We start from the raw sequence: 15347 nt of genomic DNA on the forward strand, positions 1-15347 counted from the left end.
AACCATCACTGGTCACTGATTCCTGGTCACTGGTCACTGGTCACTGGTCACTGGTCACTGGTCACTGATTCCTGGTCACTGATTAAAAAGTCTTTCTATTGAAAGATCCAATCAATATTTTAATTGTCTAGAGTAATTTTAGTCAGTGTAAAGTTGTAAAGCTACAGGATAAAATCATGAGTAATCAGCCAGATCGTGAAATCAGACAACCAGTTAGCCAAGACTGGCATGCTCGAGAAGAGCCAACAGCTAAAGAAAGAAATTTAACGGCAAATCCAGGTGATGTCATTGCTGACAAACCTCAATCAGTAGAAGAAAAAGCTCAACAAGTTGCTGTAGATTCACCAGACATTACAGGCGACCATATTACAGTTCCCACATACTTTGTTGTGAATGAACCAGATGGCGAACAGAAAGCACTTCATCACGTAAAAGATGCAGAAGAAATTTCTGATGTTATTCGCCAAGCACGAGTTGATGAAGACGGTAATCGGATTTGGTCGTAGTCATCAATAACCTTGGTTAGCGATCGAGAATGAGGCTCTCATTTGATGAGATGCTCTAACAGACATTATTGCCAGAACTTAGAGCATTGTAAACAGTAATACCAAGTCAAAAAATGTTTGTAACAGATCTAGGCGTAGGGGCGCAAGGCATTGCGCCTCTACAGACTCGTGGGCGGTTACTGTGCATAAGTACAATCTGCTGTCACCTATATTCTCTATAGCAAGGTACAAGTCATTACTCTCGCCTTTGTTTTTCAAAAAAACATCTCAAGCTTAGAGGATAAACCACAGCTATGCACGTTAATATTTATGACATGGTTAATCAGTATCGCCATCTAAGCCCCAACTTAGAAAGCGTATCTGTTACACCAGATTCCCGAGGAATATTACAATTGCAGCGTAAATTCGATGTTCTTTACGTATTTGGTGATAGCCTCAGCGATCTTGGTAATGCTTTTGATGCGACAGAAAAGGCGACAGGTGAGGGAAGCCCACCATCACCGCCATACTTTCAAGGTCATTTTTCTAATGGTTTGGTATGGGTAGAATATCTTGCACTATTTCTGGGATTGACGGCGAACAGAAGCACAAATTTTGCGGTAGGTGGTGCGAATACAGGAAGCGCGAATACTATGATTCCCAATAACCCACTAAACTTACCGGGATTGCAGCAGCAAATTGATAACTTTACTGCATCTGTTAAGGAAAGCCGTCAGGATGCTAACTCCCCAGATCTTTACATTGTGTGGGCTGGAGGTAACGATTACTTGGGTGGTGACGTGACTCACCCTACCTTACCTATTCAAAATCTGTCGAACGCTGTCTCCTCACTTGCTAAAATAGGTGCTCGGAATATATTGGTTCTGAATTTACCAGATTTAGGCTTAGTACCGTTAACTCGTAATAACCCCGAGCAATCTATCTTACTGAATGAGTTAACAAAAGCTCATAACACGGGTTTGGCAAAAGCTCTTGATGCCTTAAAATTCTCTTGTGGTGAGAGTGTGGATATTCTCTTGTTCGATGTTAATTCAATCTTTAGTCAAATCATGAACAACCCAGCAAAATTTGGGTTCACAAATGTTACTGATGCTGAACTTGACCAAATTGCTCAATCTCAGCAAGGTACAGATAAGTTCTTTTTCTGGGATGGTTTACACCCAACAACCACATCCCATCTGATATTGGCTAAAGCAGTATTTTCAGTACTTTGTTCTGATGGTGTGAGTGAACTTAATGCTGAGGAGTTTGCACCAGTTGGCGGGGCATTTATATAAGGTACTATGATGGAAATAGAAAAACCCACCATGCGTTGGTGGGAATTGTGATGGCACTGGTACTATTGTACCATACTGGAATGAAAATAATGTGTAGAAAACTTTTTATAATTTTCTACACATAAAATTATGAATCTGTTTCCTCTTAACCTTCTGTTGCTTGGTCTTGGGACTCTTCAGAAACCGATTCCGCTTCAACTTGAGGTTCTACGATGACATTCGGTTTTGACTTGACAGGTTTTGGTCCACGTGCTAAAGCCGGATTAACTGGCGGCTTGAATTCATTTCCATAAGATGATTTTTTGCCTTTACCCGAAGAGCGACGTTCTGAAGAATCTGCTCCGCGATCGCTATTCCGTTTTATGCTTTTAGGATTTGATTCAACAGGAGGTGTAGAATCTAAATTTTCCGAATTGCTGTCAGCATTGGTGTTAGACTGACGTTCTGATTTCTTAATTGGGCGTTCTACCATTGTTAAGTTTTTTTATTTTCTTATATGATATGGTACCTTGGCACTGACTTAACTATTATACTAACTAGGTTATCCTCCGACTTCACAAATAAAGTTAACTAGTCAAAGAGATCGCCTGTCAAGAGTAATTAGACTTGTTCCTATTCCATCGTTTATTAGCAAGGTTGTCGGAAGCCTCTTGCATCCGTGTAGTTAGAGTAAATCATCTGGGTTAGCTTTGGTGGTGCTTCACCAACATGAAAGGCGCGAACTCGTTCTTCAATCACCTTATCTTGCATTGTGACTCTCTCAAATTGCCGCTTGTGTTCTGCCCACGACTCAACTATTGAGGTTTCCACAAACCGTGTAGGATCGGATAAATCTTGATACACACCCCACTGAATAGCACCATCACGCAAACGGATCTTACCAATTGCTTGTACTGCCTTGGCAAACTCTTCAGCATTTGCAGGATCGATACAATATTCTATCGAAATTAACACCGGACCGTCATTCGGACAAGGTTCAAAGGCATGAGTCGGCTCATCCCAATGCAAAGATGCCTGCAAATTCAATTTCTCAGCACAATGAAGGCGAAATCGCACTGTTAAGGCGACAAACACGATTAACCCTACAGCAGCAATGGCTAGGGAATTTGAAATACCAGTATATTGCGCTAATGTACCCCATAAAAGGCTGCCCAATACCATACAGCCCTGAAACACCAGCAAATGTACCGATAATGCTCTTGCACGTACCCACGTAGGAACTGCTGTTTGTGCAGCTACATTCAAACTAACCATGACACTTAGGGATGCAATTCCCACAAGGAGCATGACAACACAAACTAGAGGAACGCTGCGGAAAAATGCGATCGCCAGCATCATTCCTCCCATGAGTATGGAAGACCCTGCTACCAATTTATCAACAGCAAACTGCTGTCGCAATTTGGGTAAAAGGAAAGCACCTGCCAATCCCCCAATACCCCAAAAGCCAAGAATAATACCGTACCCCAACGCATCCAGCTTTAACTCTTGACGTCCCACTAAAGGTAGTAAGGCAAATAAAGCACTAGCAAAGAAAATATAGGCAACTGTTCTGAACAACACGGCTTGAAAAACAGGGGCATAGCGAATGTAACGTATCCCCGCTTGCATTGCTCCTACAAAACGTTCTGTTGGTAAGCCACTTTTTTGAGGCGTCCGTTGCCATTGAGAAATAACAAGTATCACCCCAACAAAAGAAACTGCATTTAGCAGGAAAACAAAGCCCGTTCCTGCTGCTGCAATAAATACCCCCGCCAAAGCCGGACCGATGGAGCGTGAAAGGTTAACTACTATACCACTGAGAGTCACAGCTTGAGAAAGTTCCTCCCTGGGTACAAGTTCTGGAGTCACCGCCTGCCATACAGGCATATTCATTGCGCTGCCAATACTTAGGGCAAAGGTGAGTAACAAAAGTACTGGAGGAGTTGTAATTTTAGCGACTGTTAGCACTCCCAACAAAGTAGCGGCAGCTAACATCCAACTTTGCGTCCACAGTAACATTTTGCGGCGATCCACAACATCTGCGAGCGCACCTGCGGGTAAAGCTAACAAAAAAAATGGCAAGCTAGCCGCCGCCTGCATCAGTGCTACTAGCAAAGGTGAATTGGGTGCAAGAGAAGTCATCAGCCATGCTGCACCTACGTCATGCATCCAAGTGCCAATGCTTGATACTGCTGATGCAATCCAAAGAGCGCGAAAAATCGGTTGGCGCAGGGGAGTCCACATGGTAATAGATGCTGCAGAAGTCATCGGAGTCTCTGGGTTAGGGAAGAGGAATTTTTATATCTTTGTTGTGGGCAATTGCTCAATGTGGCTTTCACTTGCAGGCAAGATGCCCGCATTACATCTTAATATTTAATTCAACTTACTTACTCAACAACTGCTGTAATATCTATAATCTCTATCCCCAGTCTCCAATACCCAGTCCCCTACTCATGGTTAACTGTAGAGGTTTAGCCGATCGCAACACGACATCAAGCAACTCCGGAAACAGTAACTCTAAATCTTCTCGTCGCAAAATATTAATGTGTTGAGTGCCTTCTTTTCGAGTCAAAATGACACCCGATTCCCTCAGTATCTTAAAGTGGTTGGACATAGTTGACTTAGCGATCGCAAAATCGAAGTCACCGCAGCATTGCTCTCCTTCGGTTGCCAAACGTCGCACAATTTCCAACCGCACTGGATCGCCCAGGGCATACAACACTCCAGGCAAAGAAATGTTTTTTTTATCTGGATGATACAGGAATTTCATATTTACATTATGTCACAGAGTTGACATTCTTTCATTTATTCGATAATATCGAAATATCGAAATACAGAGGAGGGCTAAATATGTCATCCGTTACAAGCGTGACAGAGTCCACATTCAAGCAAGAAGTCCTCGAAAGTGCAGTCCCGGTATTGGTTGACTTTTGGGCACCGTGGTGCGGTCCATGTCGCATGGTAGCTCCCGTAGTAGATGAGATTGCTACCGAATATACAGGACAGGTAAAGGTTGTGAAGCTAAACACAGACCAATATCCTACTGTTGCCAGTCATTATGGAATTCGCAGCATTCCAACACTGATGGTGTTTAAAGGGGGGCGGCAAGTTGATACGGTAGTAGGTGCAGTTCCAAAGACAACCTTGGCTAAGACTTTAACACAGCACCTGTAATACAGTTAAATAATTCGTAATTGATAGTTCATAATTTGTAATTAAGAATTCAATTACGAATTAGTAATTATTCGGTCACTGGTCACTGGTCACTGGTCACTGATATTACAGGAGCACCCTATGGACTTGAAGTTACAAGGTAAAACTGCGCTGGTAAGTGGATCGACTGCGGGTATTGGTTTTGCAATTGCCCAAGGGCTGGTACAAGAAGGTGCATCGGTAATTATCACCGGAAGGTCAGAGCAACGGGTATCACAAGCAGTCGATAAAATTAAACATACCAACCCAGATGCGAAAGTTTCTGGAATAGCTGCGGACTTAGCAAAAAAAGAAGGTGCGGAAAAAGTCTTTCAAAAGGTTTCGAGCACAGACATTCTAGTTAACAATCTTGGTATTTATGAGCCAAAACCATTTTCAGAAATTACCGATGAAGATTGGTTAGATATTTTTGAAGCCAACGTTTTGAGTGGAGTCAGGCTCAGTCGTCAATACCTCTCAAAAATGCTAGAGCAAAATTGGGGACGTATGATTTTTATCTCTAGTGAATCTGCACTAAATATTCCCGTTGAGATGATTCACTATGGGATGACTAAGACGGCTCAGTTATCTGTTGCAAGAGGTTTAGCAGAAATGACAGTTGGAACTGCAGTCACGGTAAACAGTGTTCTTGCAGGACCAACTCGTTCCGAGGGGGTTGATAAGTTCATAGCAAATATGGCAAAAGAACGAGGAATTAGCCAAAGTGAAGTTGAAGCCGACTTTTTCCAAACTCTTCGTCCAAGTTCCCTAATCAAACGATTTGCCACAATCGAAGAAGTAGCAGCAATGGTCATTTATCTGTCCAGTCCATTAGCAGCTGCCACAAATGGTGCTGCTTTACGGGTAGATGGTGGTCTTCTTAAGACTGCTGTTTAAACCCCACACTAACCACCAACCACTGTACGGGCGTAAGGCATTGCCCACCGTTCGATGTAGGTGAGCAATGCTTTCTCAATCCACGCATCCACGCATCCAAAATCTAAAATCCAAAATGGTATTACTCTCACCTTACAAATTAGGGAATTTAGAATTGCCCAACCGTATTGTCATGGCTCCCTTGACCAGACAACGCGCTCTTAAAAATAATGTACCGCATCAACTCAACGCCACATATTACGCCCAACGAGCAACCGCAGGGCTGATTATTGCCGAAGCAACTCATGTTGCTCCGCAAGGTCTAGGCTATATTTATGCGCCTGGAATCTATTCACAAGAACAAGTTGAAGGTTGGAAGTTGGTAACAGATGCAGTGCATCAACAGGGAGGAAGAATTTTTCTCCAAATATGGCACGTAGGCAGAATCTCGCACCCAGATTTGCAACCAGATGGAGCTTTACCTGTAGCACCTTCTGCCATCGCTGCTAGAGGAGAGATACTGACTTATGAGGGAATGAAACCTCATGTAACTCCTCGTGCGCTACAAACATCAGAAATTTCTGATATTGTAGAACAATTTCGCAAGGGAGCAGAAAATGCCCTAGTAGCTGGATTTGATGGTGTAGAAATTCACGGCGCTAATGGTTATTTACTCGATCAATTTCTCCGGGATGGAACAAATCAGCGCACAGACAGGTACGGCGGTTCTGTTGAGAATCGTGCTAGACTGTTGTTAGAAGTCACCGAAGCAGTCATGAGTGTGTGGGGTTCAAAACGAGTAGGAGTGCGCCTTTCTCCCAGTGGTACTTTTAATGATATGCGTGACTCCAATCCTTTGGAGACATTTAGTTATGTCGCACAAGCGCTCAACAAATTTGATTTAGCATACCTACATATCTTTGAAGCGATAGAAGCTGATATCAAACATGGGGCAGTAGTAGTACCTACCAGTCATATTCGAGAACGCTTTCACGGTACGCTCATGGTCAATGGCGCTTATACTCTTGACAAAGCCAAGACAGTTGTAGAAAGGGAAGAAGCACAGTTAGTTTCTTTTGGCACGCTGTTTATATCAAATCCAGATTTACCCCAACGCTTTGCTCTCAATGCACCACTGAATGAAGCAGACCCAACAACATTTTATACAGGTGGGATCAAAGGTTACACTGATTACCCAGCACTGGATCGACAATCTTTGTCTCCTGTAGGAGCAAAATAGTAATTTGTAGAGCTTTGCGACTGGAAGTCGCGGCTATACAAACAAAACCCACCGACGTGGGTTTCAAGCTCCTGATTTTCCGTTAGTATAGTAGCTTTGCGACTGGAAGTCGCGGCTATACAAACAAAACCCACCGACGTGGGTTTCAAGCTCTTGATTTTCCGTTAGTATAGTAGCTTTGCGACTGGAAGTCGCGGCTATAAAAACCCACCGACGTGGGTTTCAAGCTCCTGATTTTCCGTTAGTCCGCGTAGGCGGACTTCGGATGTATAGTAGCGAATTAGATTCGCCTAAAACTTTAAACCTTTGCTATACAAACAAAACCCACCGACGTGGGTTTCAAGCTCCTGATTTTCCGTTAGTCCGCGTAGGCGGACTTCGGATGTATAGTAGCGAATTAGATTCGCCTAAAACTTTAAAACATCCTCTAACAACTCTATAATGTGAGAAAAATCACGGATAAATCCAATGGTTCAAGAACTAGACCTGAAAACCAAACCTCTGGATGTACCTAGCGCTATATATCAGCGTCGCTCTATTAAAACTTTCAAACCAGATCCCATATCGCCAGAACTGCTTAAGCAACTTGTAGAACTGACTGTAGCAGCACCAAGTAGCTTTAATATTCAAGATTGGCGGATAATTCTCGTACAAGATGAGGCACAAAGAGCCGCGCTTGCAGCTGCATCTTGGAATCAAAAGCAAGTCGTTGAAGCACCCGTGACTTTTGTCTTTGCTGCTGATGTGGCTGCAGGGGAACAAGATTTAACACCGATTTTTCACAAAGCACTTGAAACAGGTGCATGGAATGAAAAGACAGTGGAGTATTTCAAAAACTCTATCCCTCAATTCCAAACTGGGCTGGGAGACAAGCGGCGAGAGTATGCTATTAAGGATGCCATAATTGCTGCTACCCATTTGGTACTTGCCGCAGAAAGTCTGGGCTTGTCTACCTGCTTTATGAATGGTTGGATTGAAGAGAAAGTGAAAGAAGTCATTGGTGTGGCAGAAAATCCAGATATTGCGATCGCAGTTCTTGTCCCTGTTGGATATGCAGCAGAACCGCGCCGCGATCCCGGACGCTTGCCATTATCCTACAACGTTTTTGTGGATAGAGTGGGCAACCCATACAATGGTTAGTAAAGTATAGGGGATAAAGGATAAAGGATGAAAAGGTATACAGGATAAAAGTTTTAATTTTATCCTTCATACTTCATCTTTTCTCCTTATAGAGAATTTCATGAAAATTGATTTTGGTGCAACTGCTAGTGATTACGCAAAACATCGTGCTGGCTTTCCCAGTTCATTGTTTAACAGACTGTCTGAATACGGTATTGGTTTGCCCGGACAAAAGGTTGTAGACATCGGAACAGGAACGGGAACACTCGCACGTAGCTTTGCAATGAGAGGATGTCATGTCATTGGCATCGATCCATCAACATCTCTCCTCGAACAAGCAAAGCAATTAGATCTCGCGAATAATATTAATGTAGATTATCGCCTAGCAACTGCTGAGAACACGGGGTTAGAAGAGTCTAGCGCTGATGTTGTAACTGCAGGACAGTGCTGGCATTGGTTCGATCGCTCCCGTGCTATTCAGGAAGTGATTCGCATACTCAAAGCAAATGGGTGTATTGCGATCGCTCATTTTGATTGGATACCGTTAAAAGGCAATGTCGTTGAGGCGACTGAAAACCTAATACAGGCTTATAATTCTGATTGGAACCTGGGAGGTGGAAATGGTTTATACCCCCTGTGGTTGCGAGACTTAGGAGAAGGTGGATTCCGAGAAATACGAACATTTTCATATGACGTCTTTGTACCATACTCCCATGAAGATTGGCGGGGTCGAATTCGAGCGAGTGCTGGAGTGGGAGCAAGTTTAGAAAAAGACAAAGTTGAAGAATTCGATCACGAACTGGCAGAACTACTCCAAAGCCAGTTTCCTATACCTATACTTCAAGTTCAACATAGAGTTTTTGCTGCAATTGCAAAATCACCAAAATGTAAGGATGTCTTAAATCATGATTGAGCTTTACTACTGGACAACCCCCAACGGGCATAAAATTACAATGTTTCTTGAGGAAACTGAATTACCCTATACCGTCATTCCTGTCAATATAGGATCTGGGGATCAATTCAAACCAGACTTTCTCAAGATTTCTCCTAACAATCGCATTCCCGCAATTATCGATAAGGAACCTGCATCTGGAGATGGTCCAATTTCGGTCTTTGAATCTGGCGCGATTTTGCTGTATTTAGCCGACAAAATAGGAGAGTTGATCCCAGCCGATCTGCGCGGTAGAGTTGAAGTCCTCCAGTGGTTGTTTTGGCAGATGGGAGGTCTAGGTCCAATGGCAGGACAAAACCATCACTTCAGCCAATATGCTCCAGAAAAGATTGAGTACGCAATTAAGCGCTACGTCAACGAAACAGGACGCTTGTATGCTGTACTGAACAAGCAACTGACAGATAGAGAGTTTATCGCCGATGAATATTCTATTGCAGATATTGCCTGCTATCCCTGGATTGTCCCTTACGAACGTCAAAGCCAAAATCTAGATGATTTTCCCAACCTCAAGCGCTGGTTTGAAGCCATTAAAGATCGTCCGTCAACAATTCGTGCTTATGAGAAAGCAGAAGCATTCAAAAATCAAGCACTTGATGTTGACAAGTCAAGAGATTTATTGTTCAATCAATCGGCAAAGACGGTTTAATGGTTAGTGGTTAGTTGTTAGTGGTTAGTTGTTAGTTGTTAAGAGCAATTAACAATTCGCGATTATTCTACTTTCACTGGCATATATTATGAGGTAGCTAGCAGTTACCTTTGTATTGCTTTTTGTTTGGTACGTCAGGTTTAACATCAGCCAGCTGCTTTTCAAGAAACAGCAAGTTACCTTTGTATTGCTTTTTGTTTGGTACGTCAGGTAGAAGCAACGTTTCAGTCCACATTAAATTCCTTTTGGCGCGGATGGGTGGGTGTTGAAAAATGTGTTAGATTGAAAAGGACTTCAACTCATTGCCACGCACAGGCTTGAGCCTATTGCAACCAAAAAACCATCCGCGCTTTATACTAGACAAGCTTTTCAGCCTCTGGCTATTTCAAAAAGAGGCGCTATAGCTCAGTTAATTTATACCGATCTCACAAAAGCTTTTTATGCTCTGAATTTGATGAGATACCGCCTTCAATATCGTAAGGTTAAATTTGGCAATGGAGTAAAGATACGTGGTAAATTTTCCATCGTAGGAAAAGGTCAAGTAGAAATTGGAGAGAATTGTGCCTTTATTAGTAGCGATAGAAACTTACCAAATAAAATTATTACTCAAGATTTTGGTGCTAAAATATCTATTGGTAATGACTGCATCTTATATGGAACAACTCTATCGGTAGAAGGGAACGGACAAATAAAAATAGGTGTGAAAATGTTTGGCTTGGTAGTCAAAGCGTTATTCTCAAAGGTGTCTCTATCGGTAACAACTCGGTGATTGGATTAGGGACAATTGTTAGGCAGTCAGTTCCAGAACATGTGGTTGTTATTGGAAATCCGCAGCATATTGTCAAAAAGCTAGAGCATTGACTAGATAGCCAATTTCTTGATTGTACCTAACATAGTTGCTTAAATCTAATATATAAGATATATTAGGGATGGTTAAGTAAAGGTTGCTTATGGATGAGTACATCACCCCAGGGGAAGCAGCCCGAATACTCGGAGTTCATCCCCAATCCCTCAGAAGATGGGAAAAAGAAGAAAAGATTACCGCGTACCGCACACCAGGAAATCAACGAAGATTTAAGCAATCAGAAATTGAAGAATTCGCCGGAAAGCGCAAACCTCTCATTACAGTCTGTTATGCAAGAGTTAGTACATCGTCACAACGAGACGACCTTGAACGACAACTTGCGTTCTTGGGCGAACGATTCCCGGAGGCTGAACTTGTTTCAGAAGTTGGAAGCGGACTCAATTTTAAGAGGAAAAAGCTGCGATCCGTTCTGGAGCGAGTTCTGCGGGGAAATATTCAAAAACTTGTCGTTGCCCACCCAGACAGACTGTGTAGATTTGGGTTTGAATTGGTTAAGTGGTTATGCGAAACAAATAGATGTGAACTCTTGGTTCTCGATAACCGCCAACTCAGTCCTGAACAGGAGCTGGTTTCAGATATGCTGTCCATCATCCACTGTTTCAGTTCACGGCTTTACGGACTTAGAAAATACAGAAAAGAAATTGGACAAGACTTACGGCAAGAATCCCTACAAGAAGAGTCAAAACACACCGCCGAACAGTCTTGTCAAGATTCCGATATTTCCCTGTAAAAAATTGCACGCTATTTGGAAACAATGGTTAGCTGCGTATAGATGGGTGTATAACCAATGCATTCAATTATTTAATGCTGGGACTGTATTGCCTAAAGGTACTAGCCTGGATCAATATATACAATTCCTGCAAAAGCGTCCAGAATATGAATGGACACAGTGTTTAGGTAAAACTAGGCAAGAATCTGTGTGTGAAGCTGAAAGTGCAAAACGGCAAGCTTTAAAGGCGTGGAAAGCTAAACCAAAGACTGAACGCGGTAAATTTGAAATGCGATTTCGTTCTTGTCGGGATAAGTCCCAAGTCATTCAATTTAAGAATGATGCTTACAAGAATGGTACATGGTTTCCTAGTAAAGCAAAAGGATTGCTGTTTTGTTCTGCAATTGGGTACGAAGTGCCACAAAGTTGTGTCTATGGAACAGAGTTAGTTTATCAGAGAGGTCAATGGTTTGCGTGCTTTCCAGAGGTGCGAGAAGTAGTAGCGACCAGAAGCGATAAAGTGATTGCTCTTGACCCTGGTAATCGCTGTTTTTTGACTGGGTATGACGGGGAAAACATCTTAGAGATTGGCAAGGGAGATATCGGGCGCATCACTAGATTGTGCCTGCACCTTGACAGTTTAATCAGTCAAAAAGGCTCTTGCAAAGGTAAACAAAACAAACGTAAAAGATATAAGCTATCTCTAGCTATAGAACGTTTGAGAGAAAGAATTCGTAACCTAGTGAATGATTTACACCACAAAGCGTCCAGCCTGCTAACCAGTACGTATAAACTCATATTTCTCCCCACCTATGAAACCAGTCAAATGGTTTTGAAAACTGCCCGAAAGATTAATAGGAAGTCAGTCAGAAATATGCTATCTTGGGCGACCAGGCGATTTGCCAAGCACTTAGAGCAGGCTGCTAAAAGAAACGGTGTGATCGTGGTTAGGATTAACGAATCATATACCTCAAAAACCTGCCCACACTGTGGAGAAATTCACCGTAAACTAGGTGGCAACAAAGTATTTTCATGCCCTAAATGTAAGTTTACGGCTCCCAGGGATTGGGTAGGCGCAGTTAACATTATGTTGGCTGCTTTGCAGGCTACCGCCTTCCAGGTTAAGGGAACACAACTGTCTATTGAGTCCTTAACCCAGGATGTTGTAGTTTCATAATCTCGTGAGAGATGTGAGGCTTAAAGGTAGCACACGAATATACTTCCCTATCAGTTCCCAGAAAATTCATAAATTTGGCTTTGCCACGTTTACAGCACAGTATATTCTTGTTCTGGTAATAATTTTTCTCAGAAATTACTTGGAAAAGGCTTTTATATTGTGTTCGGTTAAAGACTTATTATTAAGGCAGATGGGGAGATGGGGGGATAGGGAGATGGGGAGCGGGTTTTTCGGTTTTTGCACAGATCGTTTAATAATAACTAATCAACCGAACATGATATTAGAGAATTAACGATCGCTATGCCTCAGTTCCAGACTAATGGCATTGAACTGTTCTACCAGATTCAAGGCACGGGGGAACCTTTGCTGTTGATTTCCGGTTTTTTGTGCGACCATACCTACTGGTCACTACTCATACCATCCCTCACCCAGCAGTATCAAGTTATTCGATTGGATAATCGAGGTATGGGGCGCAGTTCTACTTCCAACTACGCCTATAGTATAAAACAGATGGCAACCGACGTTGCTGGATTACTTGAACATCTTGGGATCGACAAAGTACACGTAGCAGGTCATTCTATGGGTGGTCAAATTGCCCAAGAACTGGCTTTGGCACACCCAGAAAAGATGCTTAGTTTGTTACTCCTCTCATCTTTGGCAAAGGGTGATGAGCACTTTAATGCCATTATCGAGACATGGGGAGACCTCGCTCGAATTTTGGACTTGGAACTTTATGAAAAAGTCATTTTGCCCTGGATATTTACAAATACCTTCTATTCTACCCCAGGAGCAATAGAAACGATGATTAATATGGCAATTAATTATCCTTTTCCGCCCATACCCCAAGAATTGTATTATCACAGCCGAGCTATTACCAGCAGCGACATTCGCTTTCGCCTCAATCGCATTTATTGTCCAACTTTAGTTCTAGTCAGTAGACAAGATATTCTAACTCCGGTAAAGTTTTCCGAGGAACTAGTGCAAGGCATTCCCAACGCCGAACTAGTTGTTCTTGATTCTGGAGGTCATGGTTTTATAATTGAGTCGCCAGAAACTGTAGCTCAAGCCATCTGCAATTTTCTTGCAAAGGTATCTTAATCTCGCCTTTCTGTCAGAAGGAAGTTCAAATGAATTTTTTTATTGTGTACGCTCACCCCGAACCTAAAAGTTTTAATGGTGCATTAACCAGCCATGCAAAAAAAGCTTTGGAAGCAGCAGGACATAAGACAATCATTTCCGATTTATATGCTATGCAGTTCAATCCAGTTTCCGATCGCCGCAATTTTATTTCTGAAACCAACCCCGACCACTACAAACAGCAAGCAGAAGAATTGCACGCAACAGAAGTGGATGGCTTTGCGGCGGACATCAAAGCAGAAATGGAAAAACTGGATTGGTGCGACGTGCTTATCTTTCAGTTTCCTTTATGGTGGTTTGGATTTCCCGCTATTTTAAAAGGTTGGGTTGATAAAGTTTTTGCATTGGGGAAAATTTATGGAAATGGCAAGTGGTATGACAACGGCGCGTTTAAAGGTAAAAAAGCCATGCTGTCTTTGACAACTGGTGGACCTTTAACTATGTACACTGAAATTGGTATCAATGGCGATATTCACACCATTCTTTATCCAATTAACCACGGAATTCTGCGCTTTGTAGGTTTTGATGTTTTACCACCTTTCATTGTTTGGGGCGCAAGTCGTCTTAGTGATGAACGCCGCCAAATTTATTTGGAACAGTACCAAAATCGGTTGTTGACTATAGATCGAGTTCCTGCTATCGTCTATCCTTCTCTTGATGATTTTGATGAGACTTTTCAATTAAAAACGTCAGAAATTATTATTGAGGGCTAATGGCTAATGGTGAGACTAGCCCTACAGAGAAGTTTCTCAATTTATGAACCTGAAATCCAAAAATATGAGTGGTAAATTTCTTGTTTTTGAAGGTGTGGAGGGTTGTGGTAAAACCAGCCAGATACAGCGTACTCAAGAGTGGTTGGAAAGTCTCAACATTTCTGCAATTGTGACTCGCGAACCGGGAGGTACGGAGTTGGGTTTGCACCTGCGTCAATTATTATTAGAAGCAGAATCTACCTCGATTACAAATAAAACGGAGTTACTCTTGTATGCAGCCGATCGCTCTCAACACGTTGACCAAATTATTAAACCAGCCCTAGCCGAGGGAAAAGTAGTTTTGTGCGATCGCTACACTGACTCTACCATCGCTTATCAAGGTTGGGGACGTGGAATCAGTCTTGAAATGATAGAGCAACTCAATCTTTTAGCAACTGGTGGTCTACAAAGCAATTTGACCATCTTACTTGATATTGACCCAGAAATTTCTTTCAATCGAATCGTTGCCAAACGACAATTAGACCGAATGGAACAAGCAGATTTAGCTTTTCACCATCGCGTTCGTCAGGGTTTCTTGTCATTAGCTGAAAAATTTCCAGAAAGAATTGTCGCGATCGATGCCAATCAAAATATTGATAAAGTAACTGCGGATATTCAACAGTTACTGATAAGTCGCAGATGAAATTGGGGAAAGGGGAAATAATTCCCCAGTTTCTAATCGCTAGAGCGTCGGTACAGTAAGGGACTTCCAAATAAAAAAATATCCCAAAATTTCTTGTGGTGCGGGCGTCCTCGCCCGCCACTACCCGCCACTACATAGAAGACGGGCGGGGACGCCCGTCCCACAATCACCGGATAATTTATTTCCTGGAAATCCCTTAAGCAGTTATTTAGAAACCTGGTATCTCCAAGATACCGGGTTTGGTGCTCCCCTCTCAACCGCTTCAAACCCTTAACTG

The 15347-nt window shown here is 42.5% G+C and carries 20 protein-coding genes; 15 read left to right on the forward strand and 5 right to left on the reverse strand.

The window, feature by feature from the left end:
• The first annotated feature begins 176 nt into the window (after positions 1–176).
• Complete coding sequence (locus tag WA1_RS10290; RefSeq protein WP_017743921.1) at positions 177–506, forward strand: hypothetical protein; 330 nt, start codon at positions 177–179, stop codon at positions 504–506.
• Positions 507–799: 293 nt separating this feature from the next.
• On the forward strand, positions 800–1783 hold the full coding sequence (locus tag WA1_RS10295; protein ID WP_148662666.1) for an SGNH/GDSL hydrolase family protein: 984 nt from the start codon (positions 800–802) through the stop codon (positions 1781–1783).
• 145 nt (positions 1784–1928) lie between these two features.
• Here WA1_RS10295 and WA1_RS10300 read toward each other — a convergent pair whose 3' ends face one another.
• The 3 genes from WA1_RS10300 to WA1_RS10310 all read right to left on the reverse strand — a co-directional run bounded on the left by WA1_RS10300 (position 1929) and on the right by WA1_RS10310 (position 4532).
• Positions 1929–2255, reverse strand: a complete 327-nt coding sequence (locus WA1_RS10300) for a hypothetical protein (protein ID WP_017743923.1) — start codon at positions 2253–2255, stop codon at positions 1929–1931.
• Positions 2256–2410: 155 nt separating this feature from the next.
• Positions 2411–4030, reverse strand: coding sequence for an MFS transporter (locus WA1_RS10305; RefSeq protein WP_017743924.1), 1620 nt, complete (start codon positions 4028–4030; stop codon positions 2411–2413).
• A gap of 151 nt (positions 4031–4181) precedes the next feature.
• Positions 4182–4532: an ArsR/SmtB family transcription factor gene (locus WA1_RS10310; RefSeq protein WP_017743925.1), complete on the reverse strand. Its 351-nt coding sequence runs from the start codon at positions 4530–4532 to the stop codon at positions 4182–4184.
• Positions 4533–4612: 80 nt separating this feature from the next.
• On the opposite strand from WA1_RS10310, the gene trxA reads away from it, so the two are divergent.
• On the forward strand, positions 4613–4936 hold the full coding sequence (gene trxA, locus WA1_RS10315; RefSeq protein ID WP_017743926.1) for a thioredoxin: 324 nt from the start codon (positions 4613–4615) through the stop codon (positions 4934–4936).
• 120 nt (positions 4937–5056) lie between these two features.
• Positions 5057–5851, forward strand: a complete 795-nt coding sequence (locus tag WA1_RS10320) for an SDR family NAD(P)-dependent oxidoreductase (protein ID WP_017743927.1) — start codon at positions 5057–5059, stop codon at positions 5849–5851.
• A gap of 8 nt (positions 5852–5859) precedes the next feature.
• Here the strand turns inward: WA1_RS10320 and WA1_RS59585 are convergent, their stop codons facing one another.
• A complete protein-coding gene (locus WA1_RS59585; protein WP_272819112.1) occupies positions 5860–5982 on the reverse strand; it encodes a hypothetical protein in 123 nt (40 codons plus the stop codon).
• Here WA1_RS59585 and WA1_RS10325 point away from each other — a divergent pair.
• From WA1_RS10325 to tmk, 11 genes are all read left to right on the forward strand, one after another.
• Positions 5967–7070, forward strand: a complete 1104-nt coding sequence (locus tag WA1_RS10325; RefSeq protein ID WP_033335345.1) for an alkene reductase — start codon at positions 5967–5969, stop codon at positions 7068–7070. The two genes, WA1_RS59585 and WA1_RS10325, sit on opposite strands and share 16 nt — an antisense overlap.
• Positions 7071–7538: 468 nt before the next feature.
• On the forward strand, positions 7539–8210 hold the full coding sequence (locus WA1_RS10330; protein WP_017743929.1) for a nitroreductase family protein: 672 nt from the start codon (positions 7539–7541) through the stop codon (positions 8208–8210).
• Between the two features lie 100 nt (positions 8211–8310).
• The gene (locus WA1_RS10335; protein ID WP_017743930.1) at positions 8311–9102 is read left to right on the forward strand and encodes a class I SAM-dependent methyltransferase; all 792 of its coding nucleotides are present in this window, start codon (positions 8311–8313) and stop codon (positions 9100–9102) included.
• Positions 9095–9787: a glutathione binding-like protein gene (locus WA1_RS10340; RefSeq protein ID WP_017743931.1), complete on the forward strand. Its 693-nt coding sequence runs from the start codon at positions 9095–9097 to the stop codon at positions 9785–9787. Before WA1_RS10335 ends, WA1_RS10340 begins: the two co-directional genes overlap by 8 nt.
• 454 nt (positions 9788–10241) lie before the next feature.
• Positions 10242–10556, forward strand: a complete 315-nt coding sequence (locus WA1_RS59590) for a hypothetical protein (protein ID WP_017743933.1) — start codon at positions 10242–10244, stop codon at positions 10554–10556.
• On the forward strand, positions 10520–10648 hold the full coding sequence (locus WA1_RS59595; protein WP_272819423.1) for an LbetaH domain-containing protein: 129 nt from the start codon (positions 10520–10522) through the stop codon (positions 10646–10648). The genes WA1_RS59590 and WA1_RS59595 overlap by 37 nt, the downstream gene beginning before the upstream one ends.
• Positions 10649–10737: 89 nt before the next feature.
• Positions 10738–11382, forward strand: a complete 645-nt coding sequence (locus WA1_RS10350; protein ID WP_017750196.1) for an IS607 family transposase — start codon at positions 10738–10740, stop codon at positions 11380–11382.
• A gap of 4 nt (positions 11383–11386) precedes the next feature.
• On the forward strand, positions 11387–12538 hold the full coding sequence (locus tag WA1_RS10355) for an RNA-guided endonuclease InsQ/TnpB family protein (RefSeq protein WP_272819113.1): 1152 nt from the start codon (positions 11387–11389) through the stop codon (positions 12536–12538).
• A 300-nt stretch (positions 12539–12838) separates the two neighbouring features.
• Positions 12839–13636, forward strand: coding sequence for an alpha/beta fold hydrolase (locus WA1_RS10360; RefSeq protein ID WP_017743934.1), 798 nt, complete (start codon positions 12839–12841; stop codon positions 13634–13636).
• Between the two features lie 29 nt (positions 13637–13665).
• Positions 13666–14388, forward strand: coding sequence for an NAD(P)H-dependent oxidoreductase (locus WA1_RS10365; RefSeq protein WP_017743935.1), 723 nt, complete (start codon positions 13666–13668; stop codon positions 14386–14388).
• A gap of 64 nt (positions 14389–14452) precedes the next feature.
• Positions 14453–15070: a dTMP kinase gene (tmk, locus tag WA1_RS10370; protein ID WP_026134710.1), complete on the forward strand. Its 618-nt coding sequence runs from the start codon at positions 14453–14455 to the stop codon at positions 15068–15070.
• A gap of 32 nt (positions 15071–15102) precedes the next feature.
• On the opposite strand, the gene WA1_RS59600 is transcribed toward tmk, so the two are convergent.
• A partial coding sequence (locus WA1_RS59600; RefSeq protein ID WP_272819114.1) for a hypothetical protein occupies positions 15103–15347 on the reverse strand: 245 nt, incomplete at its 5' end.

The sequence above is a fragment of the Scytonema hofmannii PCC 7110 genome, from assembly GCF_000346485.2.
Lineage (GTDB): Bacteria > Cyanobacteriota > Cyanobacteriia > Cyanobacteriales > Nostocaceae > Scytonema > Scytonema hofmannii.

Excerpts from the sequence above, each read along its gene's own strand:
- WA1_RS10290 (WP_017743921.1), top strand. The coding sequence starts at position 177 with ATGAGTAATCAGCCAGATCGTGAAATCAGACAACCAGTTAGCCAAGAC.
- WA1_RS10325 (WP_033335345.1), top strand. The coding sequence starts at position 5,967 with ATGGTATTACTCTCACCTTACAAATTAGGGAATTTAGAATTGCCCAAC.
- WA1_RS10360 (WP_017743934.1), top strand. The coding sequence starts at position 12,839 with ATGCCTCAGTTCCAGACTAATGGCATTGAACTGTTCTACCAGATTCAA.
- WA1_RS10310 (WP_017743925.1), bottom strand. The coding sequence starts at position 4,532 with ATGAAATTCCTGTATCATCCAGATAAAAAAAACATTTCTTTGCCTGGA.
- WA1_RS10340 (WP_017743931.1), top strand. The coding sequence starts at position 9,095 with ATGATTGAGCTTTACTACTGGACAACCCCCAACGGGCATAAAATTACA.
- WA1_RS10305 (WP_017743924.1), bottom strand. The coding sequence starts at position 4,030 with ATGACTTCTGCAGCATCTATTACCATGTGGACTCCCCTGCGCCAACCG.
- WA1_RS10350 (WP_017750196.1), top strand. The coding sequence starts at position 10,738 with ATGGATGAGTACATCACCCCAGGGGAAGCAGCCCGAATACTCGGAGTT.
- trxA (WP_017743926.1), top strand. The coding sequence starts at position 4,613 with ATGTCATCCGTTACAAGCGTGACAGAGTCCACATTCAAGCAAGAAGTC.
- WA1_RS10320 (WP_017743927.1), top strand. The coding sequence starts at position 5,057 with ATGGACTTGAAGTTACAAGGTAAAACTGCGCTGGTAAGTGGATCGACT.
- tmk (WP_026134710.1), top strand. The coding sequence starts at position 14,453 with ATGAGTGGTAAATTTCTTGTTTTTGAAGGTGTGGAGGGTTGTGGTAAA.
- WA1_RS10295 (WP_148662666.1), top strand. The coding sequence starts at position 800 with ATGCACGTTAATATTTATGACATGGTTAATCAGTATCGCCATCTAAGC.
- WA1_RS10335 (WP_017743930.1), top strand. The coding sequence starts at position 8,311 with ATGAAAATTGATTTTGGTGCAACTGCTAGTGATTACGCAAAACATCGT.
- WA1_RS10365 (WP_017743935.1), top strand. The coding sequence starts at position 13,666 with ATGAATTTTTTTATTGTGTACGCTCACCCCGAACCTAAAAGTTTTAAT.
- WA1_RS10330 (WP_017743929.1), top strand. The coding sequence starts at position 7,539 with ATGGTTCAAGAACTAGACCTGAAAACCAAACCTCTGGATGTACCTAGC.
- WA1_RS10300 (WP_017743923.1), bottom strand. The coding sequence starts at position 2,255 with ATGGTAGAACGCCCAATTAAGAAATCAGAACGTCAGTCTAACACCAAT.
- WA1_RS59590 (WP_017743933.1), top strand. The coding sequence starts at position 10,242 with ATGAGATACCGCCTTCAATATCGTAAGGTTAAATTTGGCAATGGAGTA.